At 64.7% G+C, this 25,730-nt stretch carries 27 protein-coding genes; 9 read left to right on the top strand and 18 right to left on the bottom strand.

The window, feature by feature from the left end:
• Nucleotides 1–287: 287 nt before the first annotated feature.
• On the bottom strand, nt 288–1,286 hold the full coding sequence (locus tag C8E02_RS00005) for a class 1 fructose-bisphosphatase (protein ID WP_120809177.1): 999 nt from the start codon (nt 1,284–1,286) through the stop codon (nt 288–290).
• Nucleotides 1,287–1,468: 182 nt separating this feature from the next.
• Complete coding sequence (ppsA, locus tag C8E02_RS00010) at nt 1,469–3,856, bottom strand: phosphoenolpyruvate synthase (RefSeq protein ID WP_120809178.1); 2,388 nt, start codon at nt 3,854–3,856, stop codon at nt 1,469–1,471.
• A 297-nt stretch (nt 3,857–4,153) separates the two neighbouring features.
• Between ppsA and ppsR the strand changes: the two genes are divergently transcribed.
• From ppsR to C8E02_RS00030, 4 genes are all read left to right on the top strand, one after another.
• Entirely contained in the window at nt 4,154–4,975 is an 822-nt protein-coding gene (gene ppsR, locus C8E02_RS00015) for a posphoenolpyruvate synthetase regulatory kinase/phosphorylase PpsR (protein WP_120809271.1), read from the top strand.
• A 220-nt stretch (nt 4,976–5,195) separates the two neighbouring features.
• Nucleotides 5,196–6,221, top strand: a complete 1,026-nt coding sequence (gene trpS / locus C8E02_RS00020; protein ID WP_120809179.1) for a tryptophan--tRNA ligase — start codon at nt 5,196–5,198, stop codon at nt 6,219–6,221.
• 106 nt (nt 6,222–6,327) lie between these two features.
• Nucleotides 6,328–6,642, top strand: a complete 315-nt coding sequence (locus C8E02_RS00025) for a chorismate mutase (RefSeq protein WP_120809180.1) — start codon at nt 6,328–6,330, stop codon at nt 6,640–6,642.
• Entirely contained in the window at nt 6,639–6,956 is a 318-nt protein-coding gene (locus C8E02_RS00030) for a chorismate mutase (protein WP_120809181.1), read from the top strand. The genes C8E02_RS00025 and C8E02_RS00030 overlap by 4 nt, the downstream gene beginning before the upstream one ends.
• 25 nt (nt 6,957–6,981) lie before the next feature.
• On the opposite strand, the gene C8E02_RS00035 is transcribed toward C8E02_RS00030, so the two are convergent.
• The 11 genes from C8E02_RS00035 to C8E02_RS00085 all read right to left on the bottom strand — a co-directional run bounded on the left by C8E02_RS00035 (nt 6,982) and on the right by C8E02_RS00085 (nt 16,781).
• Nucleotides 6,982–7,332 carry a hypothetical protein gene (locus C8E02_RS00035; RefSeq protein WP_047967846.1) on the bottom strand — a complete coding sequence of 117 codons (351 nt, stop codon included), beginning with the start codon at nt 7,330–7,332 and terminating at the stop codon, nt 6,982–6,984.
• A 13-nt stretch (nt 7,333–7,345) separates the two neighbouring features.
• Complete coding sequence (locus tag C8E02_RS00040) at nt 7,346–8,113, bottom strand: MBL fold metallo-hydrolase (RefSeq protein ID WP_120809182.1); 768 nt, start codon at nt 8,111–8,113, stop codon at nt 7,346–7,348.
• Nucleotides 8,114–8,123: 10 nt separating this feature from the next.
• Nucleotides 8,124–8,909 (bottom strand): TatD family hydrolase, encoded by a 786-nt coding sequence (locus tag C8E02_RS00045; RefSeq protein ID WP_120809183.1) that lies wholly within the window; start codon nt 8,907–8,909, stop codon nt 8,124–8,126.
• A gap of 121 nt (nt 8,910–9,030) precedes the next feature.
• On the bottom strand, nt 9,031–9,744 hold the full coding sequence (locus tag C8E02_RS00050; RefSeq protein WP_147424397.1) for a hypothetical protein: 714 nt from the start codon (nt 9,742–9,744) through the stop codon (nt 9,031–9,033).
• Between the two features lie 163 nt (nt 9,745–9,907).
• Nucleotides 9,908–10,279: a PilZ domain-containing protein gene (locus C8E02_RS00055; RefSeq protein WP_120809185.1), complete on the bottom strand. Its 372-nt coding sequence runs from the start codon at nt 10,277–10,279 to the stop codon at nt 9,908–9,910.
• A gap of 12 nt (nt 10,280–10,291) precedes the next feature.
• Entirely contained in the window at nt 10,292–11,299 is a 1,008-nt protein-coding gene (holB, locus tag C8E02_RS00060) for a DNA polymerase III subunit delta' (RefSeq protein ID WP_120809186.1), read from the bottom strand.
• The gene (tmk, locus tag C8E02_RS00065) at nt 11,299–11,925 is read right to left on the bottom strand and encodes a dTMP kinase (RefSeq protein WP_047967840.1); all 627 of its coding nucleotides are present in this window, start codon (nt 11,923–11,925) and stop codon (nt 11,299–11,301) included. Before tmk ends, holB begins: the two co-directional genes overlap by 1 nt.
• Before the next feature lie 2 nt (nt 11,926–11,927).
• Complete coding sequence (gene mltG, locus C8E02_RS00070) at nt 11,928–12,917, bottom strand: endolytic transglycosylase MltG (protein ID WP_120809187.1); 990 nt, start codon at nt 12,915–12,917, stop codon at nt 11,928–11,930.
• Between the two features lie 120 nt (nt 12,918–13,037).
• Nucleotides 13,038–13,595: a DUF2946 family protein gene (locus C8E02_RS00075; RefSeq protein ID WP_120809188.1), complete on the bottom strand. Its 558-nt coding sequence runs from the start codon at nt 13,593–13,595 to the stop codon at nt 13,038–13,040.
• A 16-nt stretch (nt 13,596–13,611) separates the two neighbouring features.
• Complete coding sequence (locus tag C8E02_RS00080; RefSeq protein WP_170152062.1) at nt 13,612–16,089, bottom strand: ABC transporter permease; 2,478 nt, start codon at nt 16,087–16,089, stop codon at nt 13,612–13,614.
• A complete protein-coding gene (locus C8E02_RS00085; RefSeq protein WP_120809189.1) occupies nt 16,086–16,781 on the bottom strand; it encodes an ABC transporter ATP-binding protein in 696 nt (231 codons plus the stop codon). The genes C8E02_RS00080 and C8E02_RS00085 overlap by 4 nt, the downstream gene beginning before the upstream one ends.
• On the opposite strand from C8E02_RS00085, the gene C8E02_RS00090 reads away from it, so the two are divergent.
• Both C8E02_RS00090 and C8E02_RS00095 read left to right on the top strand, forming a co-directional pair.
• Nucleotides 16,780–17,382, top strand: coding sequence for an arylesterase (locus C8E02_RS00090; RefSeq protein ID WP_047967835.1), 603 nt, complete (start codon nt 16,780–16,782; stop codon nt 17,380–17,382). The two genes, C8E02_RS00085 and C8E02_RS00090, sit on opposite strands and share 2 nt — an antisense overlap.
• Nucleotides 17,383–17,518: 136 nt before the next feature.
• On the top strand, nt 17,519–18,742 hold the full coding sequence (locus C8E02_RS00095) for an MFS transporter (RefSeq protein ID WP_120809190.1): 1,224 nt from the start codon (nt 17,519–17,521) through the stop codon (nt 18,740–18,742).
• Nucleotides 18,743–18,802: 60 nt separating this feature from the next.
• Here the strand turns inward: C8E02_RS00095 and C8E02_RS00100 are convergent, their stop codons facing one another.
• Together C8E02_RS00100 and C8E02_RS17320 are read right to left on the bottom strand one after the other, a co-directional pair.
• Nucleotides 18,803–19,417 carry a peroxiredoxin gene (locus C8E02_RS00100; RefSeq protein WP_120809191.1) on the bottom strand — a complete coding sequence of 205 codons (615 nt, stop codon included), beginning with the start codon at nt 19,415–19,417 and terminating at the stop codon, nt 18,803–18,805.
• A gap of 65 nt (nt 19,418–19,482) precedes the next feature.
• Nucleotides 19,483–19,707, bottom strand: coding sequence for a hypothetical protein (locus tag C8E02_RS17320; protein ID WP_170152063.1), 225 nt, complete (start codon nt 19,705–19,707; stop codon nt 19,483–19,485).
• Here C8E02_RS17320 and C8E02_RS00105 point away from each other — a divergent pair.
• Nucleotides 19,706–20,917 carry a SpoIIE family protein phosphatase gene (locus C8E02_RS00105; RefSeq protein ID WP_170152064.1) on the top strand — a complete coding sequence of 404 codons (1,212 nt, stop codon included), beginning with the start codon at nt 19,706–19,708 and terminating at the stop codon, nt 20,915–20,917. The genes C8E02_RS17320 and C8E02_RS00105 overlap by 2 nt on opposite strands.
• Before the next feature lie 69 nt (nt 20,918–20,986).
• On the opposite strand, the gene aspS is transcribed toward C8E02_RS00105, so the two are convergent.
• The 3 genes from aspS to C8E02_RS00120 all read right to left on the bottom strand — a co-directional run bounded on the left by aspS (nt 20,987) and on the right by C8E02_RS00120 (nt 23,767).
• Entirely contained in the window at nt 20,987–22,789 is a 1,803-nt protein-coding gene (aspS, locus tag C8E02_RS00110) for an aspartate--tRNA ligase (RefSeq protein ID WP_120809193.1), read from the bottom strand.
• A gap of 98 nt (nt 22,790–22,887) precedes the next feature.
• On the bottom strand, nt 22,888–23,523 hold the full coding sequence (locus tag C8E02_RS00115; protein ID WP_047967830.1) for a DUF502 domain-containing protein: 636 nt from the start codon (nt 23,521–23,523) through the stop codon (nt 22,888–22,890).
• A 7-nt stretch (nt 23,524–23,530) separates the two neighbouring features.
• A complete protein-coding gene (locus tag C8E02_RS00120) occupies nt 23,531–23,767 on the bottom strand; it encodes an FmdB family zinc ribbon protein (RefSeq protein ID WP_047967829.1) in 237 nt (78 codons plus the stop codon).
• Nucleotides 23,768–24,019: 252 nt separating this feature from the next.
• Between C8E02_RS00120 and fabI the strand changes: the two genes are divergently transcribed.
• Together fabI and C8E02_RS00130 are read left to right on the top strand one after the other, a co-directional pair.
• Nucleotides 24,020–24,796: an enoyl-ACP reductase FabI gene (gene fabI, locus C8E02_RS00125; protein WP_047967858.1), complete on the top strand. Its 777-nt coding sequence runs from the start codon at nt 24,020–24,022 to the stop codon at nt 24,794–24,796.
• Between the two features lie 11 nt (nt 24,797–24,807).
• Nucleotides 24,808–25,728: a bifunctional enoyl-CoA hydratase/phosphate acetyltransferase gene (locus C8E02_RS00130; protein WP_120809194.1), complete on the top strand. Its 921-nt coding sequence runs from the start codon at nt 24,808–24,810 to the stop codon at nt 25,726–25,728.
• The last annotated feature ends 2 nt before the right edge of the window (nt 25,729–25,730 follow it).

Genomic DNA, 25,730 nt, shown 5'->3' on the forward strand with positions numbered 1-25,730 from the left:
TCGTTTCTCAGAATCTTGACAGTGCAAGTATTTGGCTAAGCCAGACACTTACACCTATCGGTTATTCGTTCTGTTAAAGAGCAGTGCTGCGTCGCGTTTCGTTTGCGGCGTCAGCTGAGGAGGCAAACTATAGCGAAGCCCGCCAGCCGCGTCAACACCCGCAAACGGACTTTTTGACACCAAAGCGGCAAGTCCTTGATTCCACAGCCACCCCGCCGCCAAGAAAAATGAAAAAGGTTGGCCGCAATGTTTGCGGCCAACCTTTGGTAGCGGATCCAGCGCGTAAATTACGCGTGATAAGCGGTGACGCGTTCCACTTCTTCCCTGGAGCCAAGGAATACCGCCACCCGCTCGTGCAGACCATTAGGCTGGATATCGAGAATGCGCTGGTGGCCGTTGGTTGCAGCGCCGCCGGCCTGCTCGATGATAAAGGCCATCGGATTGCCTTCATACATCAGCCGCAGCTTGCCCGGCTTGCCCGGATCGCGGGCATCCTTCGGATACATGAACACACCGCCACGCACCAGGATGCGATGCACTTCGGCCACCATGGAGGCGACCCAGCGCATATTGTAGTCCTTGGCCAAAGGGCCTTCCTGACCGGCCAGCAACTCGCCGATGTAGCGCTGCACCGGTGCTTCCCAGTGCCGCTGGTTGGACATGTTGATGGAGAATTCCTTGGTGCTTTCCGGCACCTGCATGCGCGAATTGGTCAGCACCCACGAACCCAGCTCACGATCCAGCGTGAAGCCGTACACGCCCTGACCGAAGGTCAGCACCAGCATGTTCTGCGGACCGTACAGCGCATAACCGGCGGCTACCTGGCGGCTACCCGGCTGCAGGAAGTCCTGCTCGGTTGGCTGCTCGTTGCCCTCCGGCGCTTCCAGCACCGAGAAGATGGTACCGACCGAGATGTTGACGTCGATATTGGAAGAACCATCCAGCGGATCGAACAGCAGCAGGTAGCGGCCACGCGGCATGTGATCCGGGATCGAGTGCGGCAGTTCCATCTCTTCGGAGGCCATGGCGCCGAGGTTGCCACCCCACTCGTTGGCTTCCAGCAGGATGTCGTTGGCGATCACGTCCAGTTTTTTCTGTGCTTCGCCCTGCACGTTGCCGGTGCCGGCATCGCCGAGCACACCAGCCAGCGCGCCCTTGTTGACGGAGTGGGCAATGGCCTTGCAGGCACGAGCCACGGTTTCAATCAGCAGACGCAGGTCCGGCGGCAATGCGCCGTGCTGGCGCTGCTCTTCGATCAGGAAGCGGGAAAGGGAGATACGGCTCATCGTTGTCCTCGTATCGCAAGGTAGGTGAAAAACGGCAATGGGCAAAGTTTACCATCGCCCTTCTGCCATCGGGGGTGTTACCTGCGAACTACATGTATTGACAAAGAAAAACGCCCGACTTGGGCGGTGCGTGCACTCGATGCACGCACCAGTCGGGCGTTGACAGGATCAGGCAGTCAGACTCAGGTGTTGAGTTCCTTGGCCAGATACAGCCAGGTTTCCACCACGGTGTCCGGGTTCAGCGAGATGGTCTCGATGCCCTCTTCCACCAGCCACTTGGCGAAATCCGGGTGATCGGACGGGCCCTGGCCGCAGATACCGACATACTTGTCGAGCTTGCGGCAAGCCTGGATCGCTAGGTGCAGCATGGCTTTCACTGCTTCGTTGCGCTCGTCGAAAGTGGTGGCAATCGGGCCGCCGGAGTCGCGGTCCACGCCCAGGGTGAGCTGGGTCATGTCGTTGGAGCCGATGGAGAAGCCGTCGAAGAACTGCAGGAACTTCTCGGCCAGAATGGCGTTGGTCGGCAGTTCGCACATCATGATCAGGCGCAGGCCGTTTTCGCCGCGCTTCAGGCCGTTGGCGGCCAGGATCTCGATCACTTTCTCGGCTTCGGCCAGGGTACGCACGAACGGGATCATCACTTCCACGTTGGTGAGGCCCATCACGTCGCGCACTTTCTTGATGGCGCGGCATTCCAGCTCGAAGCAGTCGCGGAAGCTGTCGGCCACGTAACGCGCGGCACCACGGAAGCCCAGCATCGGGTTTTCTTCGTGCGGCTCGTACAGCTGGCCACCGATCAGGTTGGCGTACTCGTTCGACTTGAAGTCGGACATGCGCACGATGACCTTTTTCGGAGAGAAGGCTGCGGCCAACGTCGATACACCTTCGGCGATCTTGTCGACGTAGAAGTCGACCGGGCTGGCGTAACCGGCGATGCGATCGGTAATGGTCGCCTTCAGGTCGGCCGGCAGGGTATCAAACTCCAGCAGCGCTTTCGGGTGGATACCGATCTGGCGGTTGATCACGAACTCCATGCGCGCCAGACCCACACCTTCGTTCGGCAGCTGCGCGAAGTCGAAGGCCAGTTCCGGGTTGCCGACGTTCATCATGATCTTGACCGGGGACTTCGGCATCTTGTCGAGCTCCAGCTCGATGATTTCCACGTCCAGCAGGCCGTCGTAGATGTTGCCGGTGTCGCCTTCGGAGCAGGATACGGTCACCTGCATGCCGTCGCGCAGCAGGTCGGTGGCATCGCCACAGCCGACTACGGCAGGAATACCCAGTTCACGCGCGATGATCGCGGCGTGGCAGGTACGGCCACCACGGTTGGTCACGATGGCGGCGGCACGCTTCATCACCGGTTCCCAGTCCGGGTCGGTCATGTCGGTCACCAGCACGTCACCGGCCTTCACCTGATCCATCTCGGACGCGTCCTTGATCATGCGCACGGTGCCCTGGCCGATCTTCTGACCAATGGCGCGGCCTTCGACCAGCACGGTGGACTTGTTCTTCAGGCGATAACGGCGCAGGGTGTCCTTGCGGTCTTCCTGCGACTTCACGGTTTCCGGACGCGCTTGCAGGATGTACAGCTTGCCGTCGGTACCGTCACGCCCCCACTCGATGTCCATCGGGCGGCCGTAGTGCTTTTCGATGATCAGCGCGTAGTGGGCCAGTTCTTCCACTTCCGCGTCGGAGATCGAGAACTGTTTTTGCAGTTCCGCTGCCACGTCGACGGTTTTTACCGAGCGGCCGGCTTGCGACGCGTCGGTGAACTCCATCTTGATCAGCTTGGAGCCCATGTTCTTGCGCAGTACGGCCGGACGGCCGGCACGCAGGGTCGGCTTGTGGACATAGAACTCGTCCGGGTTCACCGCGCCTTGCACCACTGTCTCGCCCAGACCGTAGGAAGAGGTGATGAACACCACGTCTTCGAAGCCGGATTCGGTATCGATGGTGAACATCACGCCGGCAGCGCCGCTATCGGAACGCACCATGCGCTGCACACCAGCCGACAGTGCCACCACATCGTGGGCAAAGCCTTTGTGTACGCGATAGGAGATGGCGCGGTCGTTATAGAGGGAAGCGAAAACGTGCTTCATGGCGTCCTTGACGTTGTCAAGGCCACGAATGTTCAGGAAGGTTTCTTGCTGGCCTGCGAACGAGGCATCGGGGAGGTCTTCTGCGGTTGCAGAGGAACGGACTGCGACGGAAATATCGGCACCACCGGCATCGGCGACCATTTTGTCCCAGGCAGTCTTGATGTCTTCATCAAGCTTGGCCGGGAATGGGGTGTCGATAATCCATTGCCGAATTTCCTTGCCGACGCGGGCCAGTTCGGTGACATCATCGATATCGAGTTTGCCAAGGGCTTGGTTGATTCGGTCGGCGAGGCCATTGTGCTGCAAAAAGTCACGATAGGCGTCTGCAGTAGTTGCAAAGCCTCCCGGTACTCGCACGCCGGAGTTTGCCAGCTGACTGATCATTTCGCCGAGAGAGGCATTCTTGCCGCCTACTTCTTCAACGTCGGTCATGCGCAGCTTCTCGAACCAGATGACGTAGTTCTCTGCCATCACTTCACTTCCTGTATGTGGATTGGACGATAGGGATAGCGCATTCTAGCCGAACAAGTCGCTGTTTGCGTAGCTACTTCTGCACTGCACAACACGGGGTTTGCCCTCACTCAAGGCACAATGCCGCTTTCTGGTGTTCCGCCCTGCACCACAATGTCGCAGTTTTGCCGACTGCCACTGTAGTCGGCAAACTACAGCGCTCCACCGGCAGGTGCCGCGCTTGCGGCTTGCATCCGCCGCCGCCTGCCCGCAGACTTGCCGCTGTAGACCGCCACTGGACATTTGCAGGAAATCACCATGCCGCATCGCCGTTCCGTTTTTTTTGTTTCCGACCGCACCGGGATCACTGCCGAATCACTCGGAAACACCCTGCTGACGCAATTTGATGCCCAAGAGTTCAAGCGTGAAACGGTGCCGTTTATCGATACCGTGGAGAAAGCGCAGGAGCTGACACGCCAGATTGACGAGGTCGGCGCCACCGACCACCTCAAGCCGCTGGTCTTTACCAGCATCATCAAGGCCGATGTCCGCGCCGCACTGCAGATCAGCCACGCGCTGGTGATCGATTTCTTCGAGACCTTCATCGGCGAGCTGGAACGGGAGCTGGGTGAAAAAGCGACACTACAGCTGGGCAAGGCGCATGGCATGAGCAACGAAGCAGAATACGATCACCGCATCGAGGCGGTGAACTTCTCGCTCAACCATGACGATGGCGTGAAGCTGAAGGATCTGGCCGAGGCCGACGTGATCCTGATCGGCGTGTCGCGCTCCGGCAAGACGCCGACCTGCCTGTATCTGGCACTGCAATACGGCATCAAGGCGGCCAACTATCCGCTGACCCCGGAAGACCTCGACAGCCCGACGCTGCCGAAAATGCTGCTGCCGTACCGCAGCAAGATGTTCGGCCTGACCATCGATCCGGCGCGACTGCATCACATCCGCTCCGAGCGCCGTCCGGATTCGCGCTACGCCAGCATGGACAACTGCCGCCGCGAGGTGAACGAGGCCGAGTCGATGTTCCGCCACCATTCGGTGCCGTTCATCAGCACCACGCACAAGTCGATCGAGGAAATCGCCTCCACCATCATGCACAAGGCACACCTCAACCGCCGCTTCTAAAAACGGCTTGACGCCCGCAGCAATGCCGTGATCTGATGAAAAACATGACTACCAAACCCGCAACCGCAGCTTTCTTTTTTTCCTGGTGGCGCCTCTGACGGCGGCACCTCGGTTGCGTACGTAAAGCAAACCCGGGAGCAGCCGACAAGGCGCCCGGGTTTTTTGTTGCACTCCCCTCCCCTGCGCCAAGTCGGTCTCCCGCAAAATAACGGAGATCAGCATGGACATCCTCAGCACCGTATCCAGTAACGACATCATCCTCACCGGTGACCGCACCACCGGCCCGCTGCACCTCGGCCACTACGTCGGCTCGCTGCGCAACCGTGTCATCCTGCAGGAGCGCTGCCAGCAATTCCTGCTGCTGGCCGACGCCCAGGCGCTGACCGACAACATGGGCAACTACCTGAAGGTGCGCGACAACGTGCTGCAGGTGGCGCTGGACTACCTCGCCGTCGGCATCGATCCGGCCAAGAGTACCATCTTCATCCAGAGCCTGGTGCCGGAGCTGATGGAGCTGGCCTCCTACTACCTGAACCTGGTCACCGTGTCGCGGCTGGAACGCAACCCGACCATCAAGGACGAGATCAAGCTGCGTGGCTACGAGCGCGACATCCCGGCCGGCTTCCTCACCTACCCTGCCGCCCAGGCCGCCGACATCACCGCGTTCAAGGCCACCATCGTGCCGGTCGGCGCCGACCAGATCCCGATGATCGAGCAGACCAACGAGATTGCCCGCCGCTTCAACAGCAGCGTTGGCCGCGAGGTGCTGGTCGAGGCGCGGGCGGTGGTGCCGACCGCCGGCGCACGCCTGCCCGGCATCGACGGCAAGGCCAAGATGTCGAAATCGCTGGGCAATGCGCTGCCGCTGTCAGCCAGCCCGGACGAGATCAGCCACGCGGTGAAGATGATGTACACCGACGCCAATCATCTGCGCGTCGATGATCCCGGTCAGGTCGAGGGCAATGTGGTGTTCGCCTATCTGGACGCCTTCGAGCCGGACAGAGCGCTGGTGGCCGATCTCAAGGCGCGCTACCAGCGCGGCGGCCTCGGCGACAGCGTGATCAAGAAACAGTTGGAGGAACGGCTGCAGGCGCTACTGGCCCCGATCCGCACCCGCCGCGAACACTACGCGCAGGACCCGGCACAGGTGATGGCGCTGCTGAAGGAAGGCACCTACAAGGCACGCGCGGTGGCGGCACAGACACTGGCGGAAGTGAAGGCGGCCATGGGACTCAACTACTACTGAACACAGCCTGCGGCCAAGCTTGCCAGCGTTGGCAGCGACCAGCACACCCCTAAGCGGCGCCTGCAGCCAGCAGGCGACCGGCCATCACCAGCGCGGGAGAGACATCATGGAATGGGTTTACCAGTGCCGTAACTTGCAGGAAGTCCGCGACCAGATCGACACCCTGGATCGCGCCATCGTCAGCCTGATCGCCGAACGCGGCCTGTACGTGCAGCAGGCGGCCGATTTCAAACAGCCCGGCGACGGAGCGGAAGACAGCAAGCGCCGCGACCAGGTGATGCGCCGCGTCACCCGCCTCGCCGGCGAGCTGGGCGCCGATGCCGCGCTGACCGCGAAGATCTACCGCGAGATGATCGGCCACTTCAGCGAACGCGAGCGCGCGGCACTGCTGGCGGCGCTGCCGGACGGTAACGCCGCATGAGCGCGCCACGCTTGCCGGCGCAGTGCCGCGACATGGCGGAAATCCGCGGCGAGATCGACCGTATCGACCAGCAGGTGATCGCGCTGCTGGGCGAGCGCTTTCGCTACGTCAAGGCCGCCACCGCGTTCAAGCATAGCGCCGACGCCGTGCGCGCCAAGGCGCGCTTCGACAGCATACTGGCGCAACGCCGCGTGTGGGCCGAGCAACAGCAGCTGTCCGCCGACGTCATCGAGCGGCTGTACCGCGAGCTGGTGAACTACTTCATCGCCGAGGAACTGGCGGCATGGCAGGCGCAGCAGCCAGCGAGTGGCTGAGCGCCGGCCCGCCAGCGGCGCGGACTTACTGCGCGACCGGGCCGGCCGGTAGCGGCAGCAGCTTGCCCATCGCGCTGGCGCCCTGCGCCGCGTGCTCCGGCAGCAGCTGCATGCCGAGCCAGACGCCGCCGACGATCAGCAGCACCACCAGCCCGCCCTTCCAGATGAAGCCAAACGACCAGTCCGCCTCGGCGCGGTGCCGCAGCGCGAACAGGAAGGACAGCGGCGGAATGAAGAAGGTCAGCGAGCCCCACACGATGCGGCCGTGGTTGAAGGCCGCCATCGTCGCGCCCAGGCAGCCGAGGTAGAACACCACCACGGCCACGGAAAATACCAGACCGATCAGCGCGACCAGCCCCAGAATCAGCATGCTCATTGTTTGTCAGCTCTTAAAAAGTCAGTTGCAGGCCATCGTACGCCACCGCCACCCCCGGCGGACACTGCGCCGACAGCGCGTGATATTCCAGCTGGTGCGTCATGTGGATCAGGAAGGTCTGCCTTGCGGCCAACCTTTGCGCCCACTCCAGCGACGCCGCCAGATGCAGGTGCGAAGGGTACGGCTCCGGTCGCAGACAGTCGAGGAATAGCGTGTCCAGCCCCTGCAGCAGCGGCAGACTGCTGGCCGGGATATCGGACAGGTCGGTCAGCCACGCCACATCGCCGATGCGCCAGCCCAGGCACGGCCAGGAGCCGTGCTGCAGCGGGATCGGCATCACCGTCACGCCGTTGATGGTCAACGGCGCCGTCACCAGTTCGGTGTGCAGCACCGGCTTGTCCCACACTGGCGACGGCGGCGCCAGCGCGTAATCGAAGCGGCGGCGGATGTTGTCGAGGGTGAAGGCATTGCCGTACAGCGTGATCGGCCCCTTTTTCACGTAGCAAAAGGCGCGCAGGTCGTCGATGCCGTTGAGGTGATCGGCATGCGGGTGGGTGTACAGCACCGCGTCGACACGGCTGATGCCCTCGCGCAGCGCCTGCTGGCGCAGGTCGGGCCCGGTGTCGATCAGCACGCCGGCGTCGCCGATGCGCACGTAGGCGGAGCAACGGGTGCGCCGGTTGCGCGTATCCGTCGAGCTGCAGGTAGGGCAGCCGCAACCGATGGCCGGCGTGCCGCTGCTGGAGCCGCAACCGAGGACTGTCCACTGCAGCTTGTTCATCGTCATCGCCTCAACCCTGCCCCGCGACGCGCTGCGCCTTGGTGAACAGGCGGAAGAAATTGTCGGTGGTGGCTGCCGCCACCGTCTCGAACGACAGGCCGCGCAGCTCGGCGATATGCTCTGCCACGTGCTTGACGAAGGCCGGCTCGTTGGTCTTGCCGCGGAACGGCACCGGCGCCAGGTACGGCGAGTCGGTTTCCACCAGCAGGCGCTCCAGCGGCACCTTCTGCGCCACTTCCTTTACCACCGCCGCGTTCTTGAAAGTGACGATGCCGGACAGCGAGATGTAGAAGCCCAGATCCAGCGCGGCGCGGGCGGTATCCCAGTCTTCGGTGAAGCAGTGCATCACGCCACCGGCCTGATCGGCGCCGTGCTCGCGCATCATGCGCACGGTATCGGCGGCAGAAGCGCGGGTATGGATCACCAGCGGCAGGCCGGTGCGGCGCGCGGCACGGATGTGCACCGCGAAGCGCTCGTGCTGCCACGCCAGATCGCCTTGGCACCAGTGGTAATCGAGGCCGGTCTCGCCGATGCCGACCACCTTCGGGTGCGCCGCGTGCGCCACCAGCTCGTCCTCGCTGAATTCCTCCGCCTCCGGGTCATCCGGGTGGATACCGACGGTGGCAAACAGGTTGGCATGTGCCTCGGCCAGCGCCAGCACCTCAGGGTACTTCGGCCGGCTGACGCCGATCACCATCGCGTGGCTCACGCCGTTGGCGGCCATATTGGCCAGCACTTCCGGCATGCGCGCGGCAAGGTCGGGGAAATTGATATGGCAGTGCGAATCGACCAGCATGATGGGCTTCCAAAAAAAATTGCGGCCAACGTTGGCCGCAACAGATTGACAGCAGAAATTGTAGAAGGTCACTCGCCATTTGTGAATGGTAGCGTCGCCATCTTCGGTCCGCGACTGCCGTTCAGAAAAACTGCTGCTGCACTTGCTGACGCAAGGCGGTGGTCTCCTGATTCAACCGAGATGATGCCCCATGCTCCGCCCGCACAATATGGTAGAGGTAAAAGTGGTTGGCATTACGGGACTCGAAGTAATCAGCGGCATACAGCTTGCTCGTCGCTCCCGCATCAGCAGGAAAAAGACGCTCGCCCAAAACTTCGTGCGCACCCTGGAATGGTTCAGAACGCTGGATCTCGGCCTGAATGTCAGTCAAGGCAATTCCGATGCAGGACATCTTTTTCTCTTCGGCAGACACAATATCCTGATACTCGAACGGCTCGCCTTTCTTGCATACGGAGGGAGTCGAGGCGAGGTATTCGGTATTGATCCGCCCCTGCAGACTCACCCGCAAGTACATTAGTTCATGGTAGCCATGTTCACCACGCTTGCCCAAGTACAGATAACCTGAGGCCGTGTCGCGAGTACTGAGCGGCCCGCCTTCCTCACGAACCTCACCCAAAGATGAACCAGAACCTAAAATCAGCCAATCCTCGCCGATCTCAATACGCTTGTCCTGCAATACCAGTGCGCTGATCGCGGTCCCGAACGGCAGCGCCTTCTTAAACTTCTCGCCACGTACTTTGGCCGAGTCAAAAAAACCAAAGTCGACACGGACTTCCGTTGCCTGCGCGCTCCCCATCAATGCCAACAGCGCCAGCGCGCCAATAAAGCGTTTCATTTTTCCCCCTCCCAGTGTTGTCCACCGGTTCATCCCACATGATCAATATTCAGCCTGTTTTTCTGTTGCCATTGCCTGCCGCAGAAAAAACCAAAATGAATATTATTTCAAAAAGGGGAAAAACAAAACAATTTAAACCAAAAGCATAAATCGCAAGGGAAAATTACATGGTATGGGTCGGCCGCGTCGAGTTCAGCGCGCCGCCGAGCAGGCTCTCGATCTTCAGTCGTGCCTGCTTGCAGGTTTCGTCGGCGGCGAATTCGATGCCGATGCCCTGGTTGCGGTTGTTGTTGGCGCCGGCGGGGGTGAGCCACGCAACCTTGCCGGGGATTGCCAGCTTCTGGGTGTCGTCCAGCAGCGTCAGCAGCAGGAACACCTCGTCACCGAGGCTGTAGTCGCGGTTGGTCGGCACGAAGATGCCGCCGTTGCGCAGGAAGGGCATGTAGGCCGCGTACAGCGCGCTGCGCTCCTTGATCGACAGCGACAGCACGCCGGGGCGGCTGGCGTCGGGCTTGATCTCGACTGCGTTATCCATGCTGGTCCTGTGTCATGTGGGCTTGCCGGCAAAGGCTTTCAGGTAGTTCATCAACAGGGCTTCCAGTTGCAGCCTTGTCACCAGGGTGTGCTGGCCGTACGGCGCCAGTGCGGTCAGTTCGCGCTGGCAATCCATTAAAGCATGGATATTCAGCCGTGGCAGCAGGCGCTGCATCGCCGCCTGCTGTGCCGGGAAGTAGCGCACCGCGCCGCCCAGCCGCAACGCGGCCAGGTCGTGCAGCCATTTGCCCAGCCAGCGCAGCGGCAGCTCCAGCGCCACCTTCTGCTTGTCGACCGCGTCGGCGAGGCTCAGCACGCTGCCCATGCTGCACTCGGTCAGACCGGACACGAACTGCTTGCGCAGCGCCGCCTCCGCCGCGTCGTGCTCGAACAGCGGCATGCCGCCGTGAAACGCCAGCTCGGCCTCGGCGTCCTCGACGCCCTGTTCGTTCACCCACGCCAGCGCCTGTGCCGCCGACGGCAGGCTGAGCGGAAACTGGCGGCAACGGCTCTTGATGGTCGGCAACAGCCGCTGCGGCGCATCGGACACCAGCAGGAACACCACCTCGGCCGGCGGTTCTTCCAGCACTTTCAGCAGTGCGTTGGCGGCGGCCGGGTTCAGCGCTTCCGCCGGCTCCACGATCACCACCCGCCGTCCGCCACGGTGGGCGCTGAGGTGGGCGAATTCGATCACGTTGCGCACGCCGTCGATCTTGATCACCGGCAGCTTGCGTTTCGGCGCCTTGGCCTCCTTGCCGTCTTCCGCTTCCTCGTCGTCGCCGTGCGGTGTCAGCACACGCAGGTCGGGATGGTTGCCGGCGGCAAACCAGTGGCAGGCCTGGCACTGGCCGCAGGCGTGGTGATCGGCCTGCGGCGCCTCGCACAGCAGCGAGCGCGCCACTTCCTGCGCGAATTCGCGCTTGCCGATGCCGGCCGGGCCGCTGAGCAGCCAGGCATTGGGCAGGCGCTCGAAGTTGGCGGCCAACCTTTGCCAGTCGCTGGCTTGCCACGGGTAGCGCATCAGGCTTGTGCTTTCAGCATGGCGAGACGGCCGGCCAGCTGCTGCTGGATGTCGGCGATGTCGCCGGTGGCGTCGACCACGAAGAAGCGTTGCGGATAGGCGGCGGCGCGGGCGAGGTAGCTGTCGCGCACACGCTGGTGGAAGTCCTCGCGCTCGCGCTCGAAACGGTCCGGCAGCCGCGTCTGGCTCAGGCGCTGCTGCGACACCTGCAGCGGCACGTCGAGCAGGATGGTCAGGTCCGGCTGCAGGCCCTGCTGCACCCACTCTTCCAGCTGCGCAATGCGCTTGGCCGGCACGCCGCGACCACCGCCCTGATAGGCGAAGGTGGCGTCGGTAAAGCGGTCGCTGACCACCCAGCGCCCCATGGCCAGCGCCGGGCGGATCACCGACGACAGCAACTCCTGGCGGCTGGCGAACATCAGCAGCGTCTCGGTATCCAGCGTGGCTTCGGTATCGACGTCAAGCAGCAGCTCGCGCAGCTTCTCGCCCAGCGGCGTGCCGCCCGGCTCGCGGGTAAACACGGTGTCAACGTTGGCCGCAGCCAGCCAGTTGCGGATGAAGGTCAAATGCGTGGTCTTGCCGGCACCGTCGAGTCCCTCCAGCGTAATGAAGCGCGCTCTGGACATCATCAACCTTTCTTCAGGATGTATTGGCGGACGGCTTCGTTGTGCTCGTCCAGTGTTTCGGAGAATTGGGTGGTGCCGTCACCGCGTGACACGAAGTACAGCGCGCGGCTGGGCGCCGGGTGCGCGGCAGCATCCAGTGCCGCGCGGCTGACCAGCGCGATCGGCGTCGGCGTCAGCCCGGCACGGGTATAGGTGTTGTACGGCGTGTCGCGGCGCAGTGCGTCCTTGCCGATGCGGCCACGGTAGCGCTCGCCCATGCCGTAGATCACCGCCGGATCGGTCTGCAGCCGCATGCCGATGCGCAGGCGGTTGACAAACACGCTGGCCACCATGCTGCGGTCTTCCTCTCGCGCGGTTTCCTTCTCGATCAGGCTGGCCATGATCAGCAGCTGGTACGGCGTCTGGTACGGCAGGTCGGCGGCGCGCGATTCCCACACCGTCTGCAGCTGCTGCATCAGCGTCTGGTTGGCGCGGCGCAGCAGTTCCACGTCGCTGCTGCCGGGCAGGTAGTAATAGGTGCTGGGGAAGAACAGGCCTTCGACACTGCCCTCGCTCATGCCCAGCTCGGCCAGCAGGCGCTGCTCGCTCCAGGCGGCGCTGTCCTGGCGCAGGTCTTCCTCGTCACGCAGCGCCGCGCGGAACTGGCGGAAGGTCCAGCCCTCGATGATGGTGACGCTGGCCTGGTCCGGGTGGCCGTCGTTGAAGCGCGACAGGTACTGCCACAGCGCGGTGGCGCCGGAGAACTGGTACAGCCCGGCCTTCAGCTTGCGGTCACTGCCCATCATGCGCGAGATCGCCACCATCACCCAGCGGTTGCGGATGGCGCCATCCTCTTCCAGCGTGCGCGCCAGCTGGCCCATGGTACGGTTGGGGGCGACGCTGACGGTGTAGGGCGAGCCGGGCGGGGTCACCGGCACGGCAACCACCCAGGCCAGCCACAGGGCAAACAGCAGCGCGAACGCGGCAAGGATACGGCCTATCAATCGGTGCATACGGACTTCATCAACTTAGCTAAAAAGAGGCGCTGGCGCCGGGTTAAAAGGCGCGCTGGCGCCGGACGCGCGATGATACCACGCACGCCGGCCGCCTTCCGCGCCAAAGCGGCGCGCCGTTCAGGGCTGCGGCGACAGCACCACACCGTAGCGCTGCGACACGTCGGCGGCGGCCAGCGGCCGCAGCGGCAGGCTGCCTTCGGCCAGGCACAACTGCAGCGCCAGCGTGCCCTGCTGCCACGCCGTCCAGTCCGCCGCCGTCGGCGGCAGGCCGTCGGCGCTGCGCAACATCACGTCGCTCAGCGCCAGCAGCTCGCGGTCGTCCACCACCGCCAGCTCGCCGCCGGCCTCGACAAACAGCCGCCCGCCCTCGTCCAGCAGCGCCAGCCGCGGCGTGCCGGGGTCGATGTCCGGCAGCCACTGCCAGCCAGCCTCACCGCGCCGCACCACATAGGGCGCGGCATCGAGCGCGACGTAGACCTTTTGCGGGCCGTTCTGCACGTAGTAGCGGCCGTCGCCGTCGCGCGCGTAGTTGCGGCGGAAAAAATCCACGATCGCGGCCTGGTTCAGCCGCTCCTCGCGCAGCCACCACTGGCCACGCGCATCCAGCCGCAGCCAGCCGAACACGGCCGGCACGTTCGGCCACTTGGCGAGTGACGCCAATACCATTGCATCCATGTCGTTCGCTCCTGTCTCAGCTGTTGCGCAGTATGTCGGTGGGTGGGGTGCGCGTGATTTTACGCAGCAGCGGCCAGCCGGCAAGGCCGACCACCGCGCCACCGCACAGCGCGCCCAGCAACGGCAGCCACAGGTTCGGCGCCAGCGGCAGGTTGAACAGCTGCACCGCCACCAGGCTGCCGATCGCCATCGCGCCGATGCCGGCCAAGAGCCCGGTCAGTCCGCCCAGCCACGCCAGCTCGGCGAGGATCACCGCACGCACCTGCTGCCGCGAGGCGCCCAGCGCGCGCAACAGCGCGACATCGAACTGCCGCTCGTCGCGGGTAGCGGCCAGCGCCGCCCACAGCACCAGCACCCCCGCCGCCAGCGCCAGGCTGAACATGGTTTCCACCGCCAGCGCCAGGCGCCCGATCACCGCCTTCACCTCACGCACGATGACGCTGATGTCGATCACGGTGACATTGGGCAGCGCCGCCACCAGCCGGTTGTTGAAGTCCTTGTCCGGCGCGCGGTAGCTGGTGATGTAGCTGGCGCTCTCGCCACCCATCCAGCCCTGCGGCGCGATGACGAAGAAATTGGGCTGGAAGCTGTCCCACGCCACCTTGCGCAGGCTGGTCACCGGCGCCTGCCAGCGGGTGCCGGCGATGTCGAACACCAGTACGTCGCCCATGCGGATGCCCAGCGTCTCGGCCAGCCCCTGTTCCACCGAGAACGCCGGCTGCGTGCTGTCCGCCGGCCACCACTTGCCGGCGGCAAAGCCGTTGCCCGGCGGCGGCGCGGCGCGCCACGACAGGTTGAACTCGCGCTCGGCCAGCCGCTGCGCACGTTCGTCCTCGTAGTCGCTGCCCTTCACCGCGCGCTCGTTGATCATCAACAGCCGCGCCCGCGTCATCGGCGCCGCCTGCGGCGCGCTGCGGCCAACCTTGGCGAACAGCGCGTCCAGCGTCGCCTGCTGCGGCGCCTGCAGATTGATCAGGAACGAATCCGGCGCATCGGCCGGCAGCGACTTCTGCCAGGCGCCGATCAGGTCGTCGCGCACCACGGTCAGCGTCAGCAGCGCCATCAGGCTCACCGACAGCGCCGCGATCTGGATCACCGCCAGCCACGGCCGCCGCGCCAGGTTGGCCGCACCGTGGCGCCAGCCGACGGCACCGGACAGCGGCACGCGGCGCAGCAGGCGCACCACGCCCCAGGCCAGCAGGCCGACCGCCAGCAGGAAGCCGACCAGCCCGCCCAGCAGCCACAGCGCCAGCGTGCTGTCGCCGACCTGCCACGCCGCCAGGCCGAGCAGCGCGACAATGGCCAGCAGCGGCGCCAGCAGCGAACGGCTGGAGGTCGGCATGTCGGCACGCAACACCGCCACCGCCGGAATGCGGCGCAGCGCCAACAGCGGCGGCAGCGCAAACCCGGCGAGCAGGATCAGCGCCGACAGCGGCCCGCTCAGCCAGGCGGTTAGCGCCGGCGCCGGCAGCCCCGCGCCCAGCCACTGCTGCGCCAGCAGCAGCAAGCCGGCCTGCACGCCGTAACCGGCGACGGTGCCGAGCACACCGGCCACCAGCGCCAGCCACAGGAACAGGCTGCCCCACACCAGCGCCACCTCGCTACCGGTCTGCCCCAGCGCGCGCATCACCGCCACGCTCTGCCAGTGCCGCGCCAGGTAGCGGCGCACCGCCAGCGCCACCGCCGCCGCCGACAGCAGCACCGACAGCAGCGCGGTCAGGCCGAGGAAGCGCCGCGCCCGCTCCAGCGCCGATTTCACCTCCGGCCGCGCCTCCTCGACATCCTCCAGCCGCGTGCGGCGGTCCAGTTGCGGCGCCAGCCACTGACGGTAGCCGGCCACGCTGGCGGCATCGCCGGCCACCATCAGCCGGTAGCGCACGCGGCTGCCGTCCTGGACCAGGCCGGTGGCGGCCAGGTCGGCGTGGTTGAACAGCACGCGCGGGATGAAGTTGTACAGGTCCATCGCGCCGTCCGGTTCGCGCAGCACTTCCGCGCTCAGGCGCAGGCTGACGTTGCCCAGGCGCACGCTGTCGCCCAGGCGCAGGCCCAGCTTCTGCAGCAGCCGCGTATCGGCCCACAGCTCGCCCGGCGCCGGCGCCAGCCGTCCCTCTTTCGGCCCCTGTAGCGTGCGCAGCTGCACCTCGCCGCGCAGCGGATAGCCGGCGGTAACCGCCTTCAGCGTCGCCAGCACCGCCTGTTCGCGGGCGAACACCATGGACGGGAAGGTGGCCGACTGCGCCTGCTGCAGGCCGCGCTGCGCCGCCTGCTGTTGCCACGAGGCCGGCGGCGGCCGGTTACCGTTGGACACCAGGTCGGCGGCCAGCAGCTGGCTGGCCTGCCGCGTCAGCGCCTGCTCGATGCGGTCGGAAAAGAAGGCGACGCTGCTCATCGCCGTCACCGCCACCAGCAGCGCCAGCAGCAGCACCGTCAGCTCGCCGGCACGCAGCTCGCGCCGCAACAGGCGCCAGCCCATCTGCAGCGACAGCCGGCTCATGTCGCCTCCCGCTGCAGGCGGCCGTCGTTGAGGCGGTAGACCGCGGCACAGCGCGACGCCAGCGCGGTGTCGTGGGTGACCAGCACCAGCGCGGTGCCGGCCTCGGCGTTGAGCTGGAACAGCAGCTCAATCACCTGCCGCCCGGTGGCCGGATCGAGGTTGCCGGTCGGCTCGTCGGCAAACAGCAAGGTTGGCCGCACCACGAAGGCGCGCGCCAGCGCCACCCGCTGCTGCTCGCCGCCGGACAGGTGGCGCGGGTAGTGATCGAGACGGTGGCCGAGGCCGACACGCTGCAGCATGGCGCTGGCGGCGGCGCGGGCATCGCCGCGTCCGGCCAGCTCCAGCGGCAGCATCACGTTTTCCAGCGCGGTGAATTGCGGCATCAGCTGGAAGTTCTGGAACACGAAGCCGACCTTGTCGCGGCGCAGCAGCGCGCGCTGGTCCTCGTCCAGCGCCGACAGCGCCTGGCCGTCCAGCCACACCTCGCCGGAACTTGCCGGGTCCAGCCCTGCCAGAATGGCAAGCAGCGTGGATTTGCCGCTGCCGGAGGCGCCGACGATGGCGACGCTCTCGCCGGCGGCGACACTGAAGCTGGCTTGGTGCAAGATGGTCAGCGTCTGGCCGTGGTAGTCGACTTGGCGTGCCAGCGCTTCGGCGCGCAGGATCACGTTATTTTCTGGAGAGGGATTCATGCTTTATCGCTGCTTTCTGCTGGTTGTCTTGCTGCTGGCGCCGCACATGGCACACGCCGCGCGTATCGTGGTGTTCGGCGACAGCCTGTCCGCCGCCTATGGCCTGCGCCCGGAACAGGGCTGGGTCAGGCTGCTGCAACAACAACTGGGCAGCACGCATCAGGTCATCAACAGCAGCCTGTCCGGCGAAACCACCGCCGGCGGTTTGGCGCGGCTGCCGGCGGTGCTGCGGCAACAGCGCCCGGAGGTGCTGATTCTGGAGCTGGGCGGCAACGACGGCCTGCGCGGCCTGCCGCTGCCGGCGATGCAGGACAACCTGTCCGCCATGGTCCGCCTGGCCCAGCGCGCCGGCGCGCGGGTGCTGCTGGTCGGCATGGCGCTGCCCCCCAATTATGGCCCCGATTACGGCGCCAAGTTCCGGCAGGTGTATGACAAAGTGGCACGCCAGCACAAAGTGCCGCTGGTGCCGCTGCTGGTGGCCGGTTTCGAGCAGGATCTGGCGCTGTTCCAGGGCGACGGCATCCATCCGGTCGCGCAGGCGCAGCCGCGCATGGTGCGCAACGTGCTGCCGGCGCTGACGCCGCTAATCGCCAGAAAATAGCAGGAATCACTGTTTTTTGTGGTGAACGCAACGTTTCTCAGGCTTTTGCCACACTTCATGACATAAAGGTTAACCTTGTGACTGCGGCGGCCCATCCGGCTGTCCGCCCGCTGCCGCTTTCCCACAAGGATTCCCCATGCCCGCTCTTGCCGCCGCGCTCGCCCAGCGCCTGGTCACCCCGTTCCGCGGCCTGCCGGCCGGCGTCTACATCCAGATCGTCGCCACCATGATCAACACCATGGGCGGCATCGCCAAGCTGTTCCTGCCGCTCTATTTTCTGGAGCGCTACCGGCTGCCCTACGGCAGCATCGGCCTGCTGATGGGCTGCTACGGTCTGGGCTGCGTGCTGGGCGCCTACGGCGGCGGCGCCCTCAGCGACCGCCTCGATACCCGCAAGCTGTGCGCGGCGCTGCTGCTGGCCAGCGGGCTGCTGACCATGTCGCTGGCGCTGCCGCTGCCGGTGTGGGGCTTCGTGCCGCTGCTGCTGCTGACCGGCATCGCCGACGGCGGCTTCCGCCCCGGCAATATGCGGCTGGTGCTGGAGCCGTGCGCGCCGGCGCAGCGCGCCACCGCGCAAGGGCTGTACCGGGTGGCGTTCAACCTCGGCACCTCGCTGGCCGGTATCACCGGCGGCCTGCTGGCGGTGTACGGCTACCAGTGGGTGTTCGTGGCGCAGGGCTGTGCCAGCCTGCTGGCCTGCCTGTGGCTGGTGGCCGCCTATCGCCGCCAGCCGCCGCAGTCGGGCCGGGCGCAAGCCCCTGCGGCCAACCTTGAGACACCGGACGGCTCGCCGTGGCAGGACCGTGCCTTTTTGCGCTTCATCGCCGGGCAGCTGCTGATCCTGGCGGTATTCGACCAGATGTACGGCACGCTGGGCATGTTCCTGCGCGAACACTACCGGCTGGGGCCGGAGTGGATCGGCTACTTGTTTACCCTCAACGGGCTGATGGTGGTGGCGCTGCAGGTCAGCATTGCCCACCGCGTCGGCCGCTGGGGGCTGCAGCGCTGCTCACACCTCGGCGTGCTGTGCATCGGCATGAGCTTCCTGCTGCTCAATGCCGGCGTCGCCGCCGGCTGGGCGCTGCTGGCGATGCTGGTGCTGACCATCGGCGAACTGCTGCTGTCGCCGACCTGGTCGGTGATCGTGATGCAGCGCTCGGAGGGACGTCAGCGCGGCCGCTACCTCGGCGTCTACGCCGCGGCGTGGAGCGGGCGCACGCTGTACGCGCCGGCGATCGGCACCTGGGCCTACGGCCAGTTCGGCGGCGCGCTGCTGTGGTGGCTGTGCGCCGGGGTGGCGCTGCTGACCGTGCTGCTGCAGGCCGGCGCGTTGCGCCAGATGCTGGCGCCGACGCCATAAAAAAACCCTGCATCGCGGATGCAGGGTGGTGACTGCGGCCAACCCTAGGGCTGGCGCTGATTACAGCGCGGCGGCGTTCTCGGCCAGGTAGGAAGCCACGCCTTCGGCGGACGGCTTCATGCCTTTCTTGCCCTTGTTCCAGCCGGCCGGGCATACTTCACCGTGTTCTTCGGTGAACTGCAGCGCGTCAACCATGCGCAGCATCTCGTCCACGTCGCGGCCCAGCGGCAGGTTGTTGACCACCTGGTGCTGTACCACGCCGGACTTGTCGATAAGGAAGGAGCCACGGAAGGCCACGCCACCGTCGGCTTCCACGTCGAAGGCCTTGCACAGCTCGTGCTGGATGTCGGCCACTAGGGTGTAGCCCACCTGGCCGATACCGCCTTTTTCCACCGGGGTGTTGCGCCATGCGGCGTGGGAGAACTGGCTGTCGATGGACACGCCGATCACTTCCACGTTGCGGGCCTTGAACTCGGCCAGACGGTGATCAAACGCGATCAGCTCGGACGGGCATACGAAGGTGAAGTCCAGCGGGTAGAAGAACACCACGGCGTACTTGCCTTCAGTCGCCTGCTGGAAGGAATAGTTGTCAACAATCTGACCATCGCCCAGAACGGCGGAGAAGGTTTTTTCGCCTGCAAAGAACGGTGCCTGTTTGCCTACAAGTACGGCCATGTAATTCTCCTTGGAGTTCGGTTATGTGTGAATCCTGCGGACATTGATTCCGCAAACTGGCACGTTTATAAATCAGCGGCGGCGCCAGCTGCCAATTGAATATCCAAATTGCCGCCATTAAGGCGGGCAATCACCACGCCGCCAGTGTACCCCTCATCCCCGGCCACCACGCGCCATGGGATGGCCGGCCATGCGAAGCAGATAACGTTGGCCGCAATCTGGATTAAAATACGACAGGGGCGGCCGTTGGCGCCCCGCTCCCTTTCAACCACCCGCCGCGGGATGACCATGAGCAAACAGCTGACCATACTGGCGGTAGACGATGTCAGCCTGCATCGCACCATGCTGGCCCGCTTCATCCGCCAGCTGGGACACCTGCCGGTGACTGCCAGCAACGGGCAGGAGGCGGTCGAATATTGCGCCACCAGCATGCCGGACATGATACTGATGGACATCCTGATGCCGGTGATGGACGGCTTCAGCGCCACCCGCCACATCCGCCGGCAACTGGCCGGGCACTGGATCCCGATCGTGTTCCTGTCGGCGATGAACGAAGAAGCCGACTACCTGCACGGGCTGGAGGCCGGCGGCGACGACTACCTGACCAAGCCGGTCAACCTGCCGCTGCTGTCGGCCAAGATCAGCAGCCTGCTGCGCGTGATCGACATGCAGGCGCGCCTGGGCGACAGCAACCGCCAGCTGGAGCAGTACTACGCCACCACCCAGCAGGAACACAGCTTGGCGCAGCACGTACTGGAAAGCTTCAACACCGCCGCCAATGCGCAGCAGCACAATATCCACAGCTGGCTGAAGTCGGCGGTACACCTCAGCGGCGACGTGATCTGCATCGCGCGCTCGCCATCCGGCGCCGACCACGTGATGCTGGCCGACAGCACCGGCCACGGGCTGGTGGCGGCCATCTGCTGCCTGCCGGCGATCGACAGCTTTCACGCGATGACCCGGAGTGGCTTCGGCATCGGCCAGATCGCCGAGTCGATCAACCGCAAGCTGTACCAGACCCTGCCCACCGGCCACTTCGTCGCCGCCGCGCTGCTCGCCATCGATTACCGCAGCCGGCGCATCACGGTGTGGAACGGCGGCATTCCCTGCTGCAGCTTCCTCAACCGGCACGGCGAACTGGAAAAGACCTTCCGCTCCGCTCATCCGCCGCTGGGCACGCTGCCACCGGAGGCGTTCGAGCAGCAGCAAGAGCAGTACCACTGGCAGCATGACGGCGAGATCATCGTCTGCTCCGACGGCGTCACCGAGGCGCGCAACGCGGCGCAGCAGCAGTTTGGCGAGGACGGCGTGCTGCAGGCCGCCCGCGCGGCACAGGGGCACGACACCGTGACGCGGATCGCCGCCGCGTTGCAGCAGCACCTGCAGCAGCAGCCGCACCTGGACGACGCCTCGCTGGTGGTGATCGGCTGCCAGCAGCAGCCGGCACTACTGCCCGAGGAGGAGAGCCCCGCAGGCGAGCCCCCCCCGCCGCAGGCGTAAGCAAGCGCGCGGCGCATGAAAAAACGGGAGCCGCGGCTCCCGTTTGCTGTTGCTGCCTTGCGGCCAACCTTAGGCGGTCGGCTCGGCCTTCTGGCGCAGGCGCAGGTTCAGTTCCTTCAGCTGCTTCTCGTCCACCGCATTCGGCGCGCTGGTCAGCAGACACTGCGCACGTTGCGTTTTCGGGAACGCGATCACGTCGCGGATCGACTCGGCGCCGCACATCAGCGTCACCAGACGGTCCAGACCGAAGGCCAGGCCACCGTGTGGCGGCGCGCCGAACTTCAGGTTGTCGAGCAGGAAGCCGAACTTGTTCTGCTGTTCTTCCGGGCTGATCTTCAGCGCGGCGAACACCTTTTCCTGGATGTCGGCGCGGTGGATACGCACCGAACCGCCACCGATTTCCCAGCCGTTGAGCACCATGTCATAGGCACGCGCGATGCACGCACCCGGATCGGTGTCCATCAGGTCTTCGTGGCCCGGTTTCGGGCTGGTGAACGGATGGTGGCAGGCGGTCCAGCGGTCGGCGTCTTCGTCGTGTTCGAACATCGGGAAGTCCACCACCCACAGCGGGCGCCATTCCTTGACGAAATAGCCGCCGGCTTCGCCACGTTCGTGGCCGATCTTGATGCGCAGCGCGCCGATGGCCTCGTTCACCACCTTGGCCTTGTCGGCGCCGAAGAAGATGATGTCGCCGTTATCGGCACCGGTACGCGCCATGATTTCGTTCAGCGCGTTAACCGACAGGAACTTGACGATCGGCGACTGCAGGCCGCTGCTTTCGTCATTGGTGATCTTGCTCTTGTCGTTGACCTTGATGTAGGCCAGACCCTTGGCGCCGTAGATGCCAACGAACTGGGTGTAGTCGTCGATTTCCTTGCGCGACAGCGCGGCACCGCCCGGTACGCGCAGGGCCACCACGCGGCCATTGGCCATGTCGGCGGCGCCACGGAACACCTTGAACTCCTCGGTCTTCATCAGATCGGTCAGCTCGGTGAACTTGAGCGACACGCGCAGATCCGGCTTGTCGGAGCCGTAGTAGAACATCGCGTCGTTGTAGGCCATGCGCGGGAACTTGCCCAGCTCCACCCCCATCACGTCGCGGAAGATTTCCTGCGCCATGGTTTCGGTGATGTCCATGATCTCGTCCTCGTTCAGGAACGAGGTCTCGATATCGATCTGGGTGAATTCCGGCTGGCGGTCGGCACGCAGATCTTCGTCACGGAAGCACTTGGTGATCTGGTAGTAGCGGTCGAAGCCGGCCACCATCAGCAGCTGCTTGAACAGCTGCGGCGATTGCGGCAGCGCGAAGAATTCGCCCGGATGCACGCGCGACGGCACCAGGTAGTCGCGGGCGCCTTCCGGGGTGGAACGGGTCAGCATCGGCGTTTCGATGTCGATGAAGCCCTGCTTGTCCAGATGGTTGCGCACCCCCATCGCCACGCGGTAGCGCAGGCGCAGGTTCTTCTGCATCGCCGGACGGCGCAGGTCGATCACGCGGTTGGTCAGGCGCACGTTCTCGGACAGGTTTTCGTCGTCGATCTGGAACGGCGGCGTGGCCGCGGCGTTCAGGATCTCGATGTGCTTGGCCAGGATCTCGATCTCGCCGGAGATCATCTTGCTGTTGGCGGTGCCGGCCGGGCGCTCGCGCACGATACCGGTGATCGCCAGCACGAATTCGTTACGGGTGCTGTCGGCGGTCTGGAATGCTTCCGGGGTGTCCGGATCGATCACCACCTGCACCAGACCTTCACGGTCGCGCAGGTCGATGAAGATCACGCCGCCGTGGTCACGACGACGATGGGCCCAGCCCTTGACCGTAACGGTCTGGCCGAGGAATTTTTTATCAATCAAGCCGCAGTAGTCGGTTCTCATGCAGAAGCCTTTTAGCCTTAAATTCGAAGATTCTTTTAATAAAAACAAAGGCAGAGGCGGGACGACCGGCCTCTGCGGAGTTCATTCAATAACGCATTTTACTTGCGTTTTTCACTATCGGGGGCACTGGGCGCGACAACGCCCATGGAAATGACGTATTTCAGTGCCGCGTCCACCGACATGTCCAGTTCGCGCGTGTCCTGCTTCGGCACGATGATGAAGTAGCCGGAGGTCGGGTTCGGCGTGGTCGGCACGTAGACGCTGATGAAGTCATCCTCGCCCAGCTGCTGCTTCACCTCGCCGGAAGGGGCGCCGGTCTGGAAGGCGATGGTCCACGCGTTCTGGTGCGGGAAGCGCACCAGCAGCGCCTTGCGGAAGGCCTGGCCGGAATCGGACAGCAGGGTGTCGCTGACCTGCTTCACGCTGTTGTAGATGGTTTTCACCACCGGCGTGCGCGTCAGCACCAGCTCCCACAGGTCGAGCAGGCGCTGGCCGAGCACGTTGGCCGCCATGAAGCCGGTGCCCAGCAGCACCGCGAACGCCAGCACCACGCCGAGGCCGGGAATGTCGAAGCCGAACAGGCTCTCCGGACGCCAGCCCTGCGGCAGCACGTTCACGGTCTGGTCCAGGGTGCCGATGATCAGGTTCAGCACCCACAGCGTGATGGCGATCGGCAGCCAGATCAGCAGACCGGCAATCAGGTAGCCGCGCAACGTCATTTTGATATGTTTCATCGGTATCTCAGGCACAACCGCCACTTCCGCAACCGCCGCTACCGCAAGCCGGACCGCTGCCACTGTTCTTGAAATCGGTAACGTACCAGCCGCTGCCCTTGAGCTGGAAGCCGGCCGCAGTCAGTACCTTGTTGTAACTCTGGCTGCCGCAGGACGGGCAATCGGTCAGTGCTGCATCGCTCATCTTCTGCAGATGTTCGTTCTGCACGCCACAGGCATCACAACGGTATTCGTAAATCGGCATGTTTTAGCACTCCACAAACAAAGACGATGACATAATGCGATCAGATATTGCAGTGCATCAAAGCTTGCTGCAATAAAACCCTGCATGATAATGGGGTCACAAGCGTTGGCGATCAAGTAGCTCGCCAAGTAAACGGATGATTATATCCGACTGATAGAACAATAGAAAACGCTCGCTTCATTGCATTGCAACACGTCCGCGCGATGCTTTGCCGGCAGCGTCATCCTTACTTACCTACTGGAGTTGATCAGCATGAGCCCATCCCACCTGCCCCTCGCCGGCAAACGCGGCCTGATTGTCGGTATCGCCAACGAACACAGCATCGCCTACGGTTGCGCCAAGATCATGCGGGAACAGGGCGCCGAAGTCGCCATCACCTACCTCAACGAGAAGGCGGAAAAATTCGTGCGCCCGCTGGCCGAAGGCTTGGCCGCACCGCTGATCCTGCCGCTGGACGTGCAGGCTGACGGCCAGCTGGAACAGGTGTTCGCCGCGATCGAGGAAACCTGGGGCCAGATCGACTTCGTGGTGCACTCCATCGCCTTCTGCCCGATGGACGACCTGCACGGCCGCGTCACCGACTGCTCGCGCGACGGTTTCCTGCAGGCAATGCGTGTATCGTGCTACTCCTTCATCGAGATGGCGCGCCTGGCCGAGCCGCTGATGAAGAACGGCGGCGCACTGATCACCATGAGCTATCACGGCGCCGACAAGGTGGTCGAGAACTACAACATCATGGGGCCGGTGAAGGCGGCGCTGGAAAGCACCACCCGCTACATGGCGCACGAGCTGGGCCCGAAAGGCATCCGCGTGCACACCATCTCGCCGGGGCCGCTGAAAACCCGTGCCGCCAGCGGCATCGCCCACTTCGACCAGCTGATCGACGACGCCATCGCCCGCGCGCCGCAAAACCGGCTGGTGGACATCGAGGACGTCGGCAACACCTGCGCCTTCCTCGCCTCCGACGCCGCCCGCGCGCTGACCGGCGAGGTCACCTATGTCGATGGTGGCTTCAACATCATGGCCTGAGGACTGACATCATGATCCGCGACGCACACGCCTTTAGCGACATCATCAGCCAGGCCACCGCCAACGGCCCGCAGCCGATGGCGGTGGCCCACCCCTGCAGCCCGGAAGCGCTGCTGGGCGCGGTCGAGGCCGCCGACCACGGCATCGCCACCCCGATCCTGATCGCCCCGCGCGCCAAGCTGCTCAAGCTGGCCGCCGGCATGGACATCGACCTCGCCCGCTTCGAGGTGATCGACGCCGAGCACAGCCACGCCGCCGCCGAGCGCGCGGTGGCGCTGGTGCGCGACGGCCGTGCCGACAGCCTGATGAAGGGCAGCCTGCACACCGACGAGTTCATGAGCGCGGTGCTGGACCGCACCAAGGGCATCCGCACCGACCGCCGCATCAGCCACGTGTTCGTGATGAAGGTGGAGAGCTATCCGCGCTACCTGTTCATCACCGATGCCGCCATCAATATCGAGCCGGACCTGATGACCAAGCGCGACATCTGCCAGAACGCCATCGACCTGACCCACGCCCTCGGCGTGGCGCAGCCGAAGGTGGCGATCCTGGCGGCGGTGGAAACCATCAATCCGGCGATGCGCGCCACGCTGGACGCGGCGGCACTGTGCAAGATGTCCGACCGCGGCCAGATCCGCGGCGCGCTGCTCGACGGCCCGCTGGCCTTCGACAACGCCATCTCGCACGCGGCGGCCGACACCAAGGGTATCGAGTCGTCAGTGGCCGGCGAGCCGGACATCCTGTTGGTGCCGGACCTGGAATCAGGCAATATGCTGGCCAAGCAGCTGACCTATCTGGCAGCCGCCGCCAGTGCCGGCATCGTGATGGGCGCCCGGGTGCCGATCGTGCTGACCAGTCGTGCCGATGATGCGGCCGGACGGCTGGCCTCGGCGGCGGTGGCCAACGTCTTTGCCGCCCACAGAAAAGGATAAAT

Origin of the sequence: Vogesella indigofera (assembly GCF_003633895.1) — a bacterium.
Taxonomy (GTDB): Bacteria; Pseudomonadota; Gammaproteobacteria; order Burkholderiales; family Chromobacteriaceae; genus Vogesella; species Vogesella indigofera.

Coding starts and splice junctions, on each gene's coding strand:
- C8E02_RS17320 (WP_170152063.1), bottom strand. CDS start 19,707: ATGGTCATCCCGCGGCGGGTGGTTGAAAGGGAGCGGGGCGCCAACGGC.
- holB (WP_120809186.1), bottom strand. CDS start 11,299: ATGCGCTACCCGTGGCAAGCCAGCGACTGGCAAAGGTTGGCCGCCAAC.
- ppsA (WP_120809178.1), bottom strand. CDS start 3,856: ATGGCAGAGAACTACGTCATCTGGTTCGAGAAGCTGCGCATGACCGAC.
- C8E02_RS00075 (WP_120809188.1), bottom strand. CDS start 13,595: ATGGATGCAATGGTATTGGCGTCACTCGCCAAGTGGCCGAACGTGCCG.
- aspS (WP_120809193.1), bottom strand. CDS start 22,789: ATGAGAACCGACTACTGCGGCTTGATTGATAAAAAATTCCTCGGCCAG.
- fabI (WP_047967858.1), top strand. CDS start 24,020: ATGAGCCCATCCCACCTGCCCCTCGCCGGCAAACGCGGCCTGATTGTC.
- trpS (WP_120809179.1), top strand. CDS start 5,196: ATGGACATCCTCAGCACCGTATCCAGTAACGACATCATCCTCACCGGT.
- tmk (WP_047967840.1), bottom strand. CDS start 11,925: ATGTCCAGAGCGCGCTTCATTACGCTGGAGGGACTCGACGGTGCCGGC.
- C8E02_RS00030 (WP_120809181.1), top strand. CDS start 6,639: ATGAGCGCGCCACGCTTGCCGGCGCAGTGCCGCGACATGGCGGAAATC.
- C8E02_RS00115 (WP_047967830.1), bottom strand. CDS start 23,523: ATGAAACATATCAAAATGACGTTGCGCGGCTACCTGATTGCCGGTCTG.
- C8E02_RS00050 (WP_147424397.1), bottom strand. CDS start 9,744: ATGAAACGCTTTATTGGCGCGCTGGCGCTGTTGGCATTGATGGGGAGC.
- C8E02_RS00105 (WP_170152064.1), top strand. CDS start 19,706: ATGAGCAAACAGCTGACCATACTGGCGGTAGACGATGTCAGCCTGCAT.
- C8E02_RS00005 (WP_120809177.1), bottom strand. CDS start 1,286: ATGAGCCGTATCTCCCTTTCCCGCTTCCTGATCGAAGAGCAGCGCCAG.
- C8E02_RS00055 (WP_120809185.1), bottom strand. CDS start 10,279: ATGGATAACGCAGTCGAGATCAAGCCCGACGCCAGCCGCCCCGGCGTG.
- C8E02_RS00080 (WP_170152062.1), bottom strand. CDS start 16,089: ATGAGCCGGCTGTCGCTGCAGATGGGCTGGCGCCTGTTGCGGCGCGAG.
- mltG (WP_120809187.1), bottom strand. CDS start 12,917: ATGCACCGATTGATAGGCCGTATCCTTGCCGCGTTCGCGCTGCTGTTT.
- C8E02_RS00025 (WP_120809180.1), top strand. CDS start 6,328: ATGGAATGGGTTTACCAGTGCCGTAACTTGCAGGAAGTCCGCGACCAG.
- C8E02_RS00095 (WP_120809190.1), top strand. CDS start 17,519: ATGCCCGCTCTTGCCGCCGCGCTCGCCCAGCGCCTGGTCACCCCGTTC.
- C8E02_RS00100 (WP_120809191.1), bottom strand. CDS start 19,417: ATGGCCGTACTTGTAGGCAAACAGGCACCGTTCTTTGCAGGCGAAAAA.
- C8E02_RS00035 (WP_047967846.1), bottom strand. CDS start 7,332: ATGAGCATGCTGATTCTGGGGCTGGTCGCGCTGATCGGTCTGGTATTT.
- C8E02_RS00085 (WP_120809189.1), bottom strand. CDS start 16,781: ATGAATCCCTCTCCAGAAAATAACGTGATCCTGCGCGCCGAAGCGCTG.
- C8E02_RS00040 (WP_120809182.1), bottom strand. CDS start 8,113: ATGAACAAGCTGCAGTGGACAGTCCTCGGTTGCGGCTCCAGCAGCGGC.
- C8E02_RS00045 (WP_120809183.1), bottom strand. CDS start 8,909: ATGCTGGTCGATTCGCACTGCCATATCAATTTCCCCGACCTTGCCGCG.
- C8E02_RS00090 (WP_047967835.1), top strand. CDS start 16,780: ATGCTTTATCGCTGCTTTCTGCTGGTTGTCTTGCTGCTGGCGCCGCAC.
- ppsR (WP_120809271.1), top strand. CDS start 4,154: ATGCCGCATCGCCGTTCCGTTTTTTTTGTTTCCGACCGCACCGGGATC.
- C8E02_RS00130 (WP_120809194.1), top strand. CDS start 24,808: ATGATCCGCGACGCACACGCCTTTAGCGACATCATCAGCCAGGCCACC.
- C8E02_RS00120 (WP_047967829.1), bottom strand. CDS start 23,767: ATGCCGATTTACGAATACCGTTGTGATGCCTGTGGCGTGCAGAACGAA.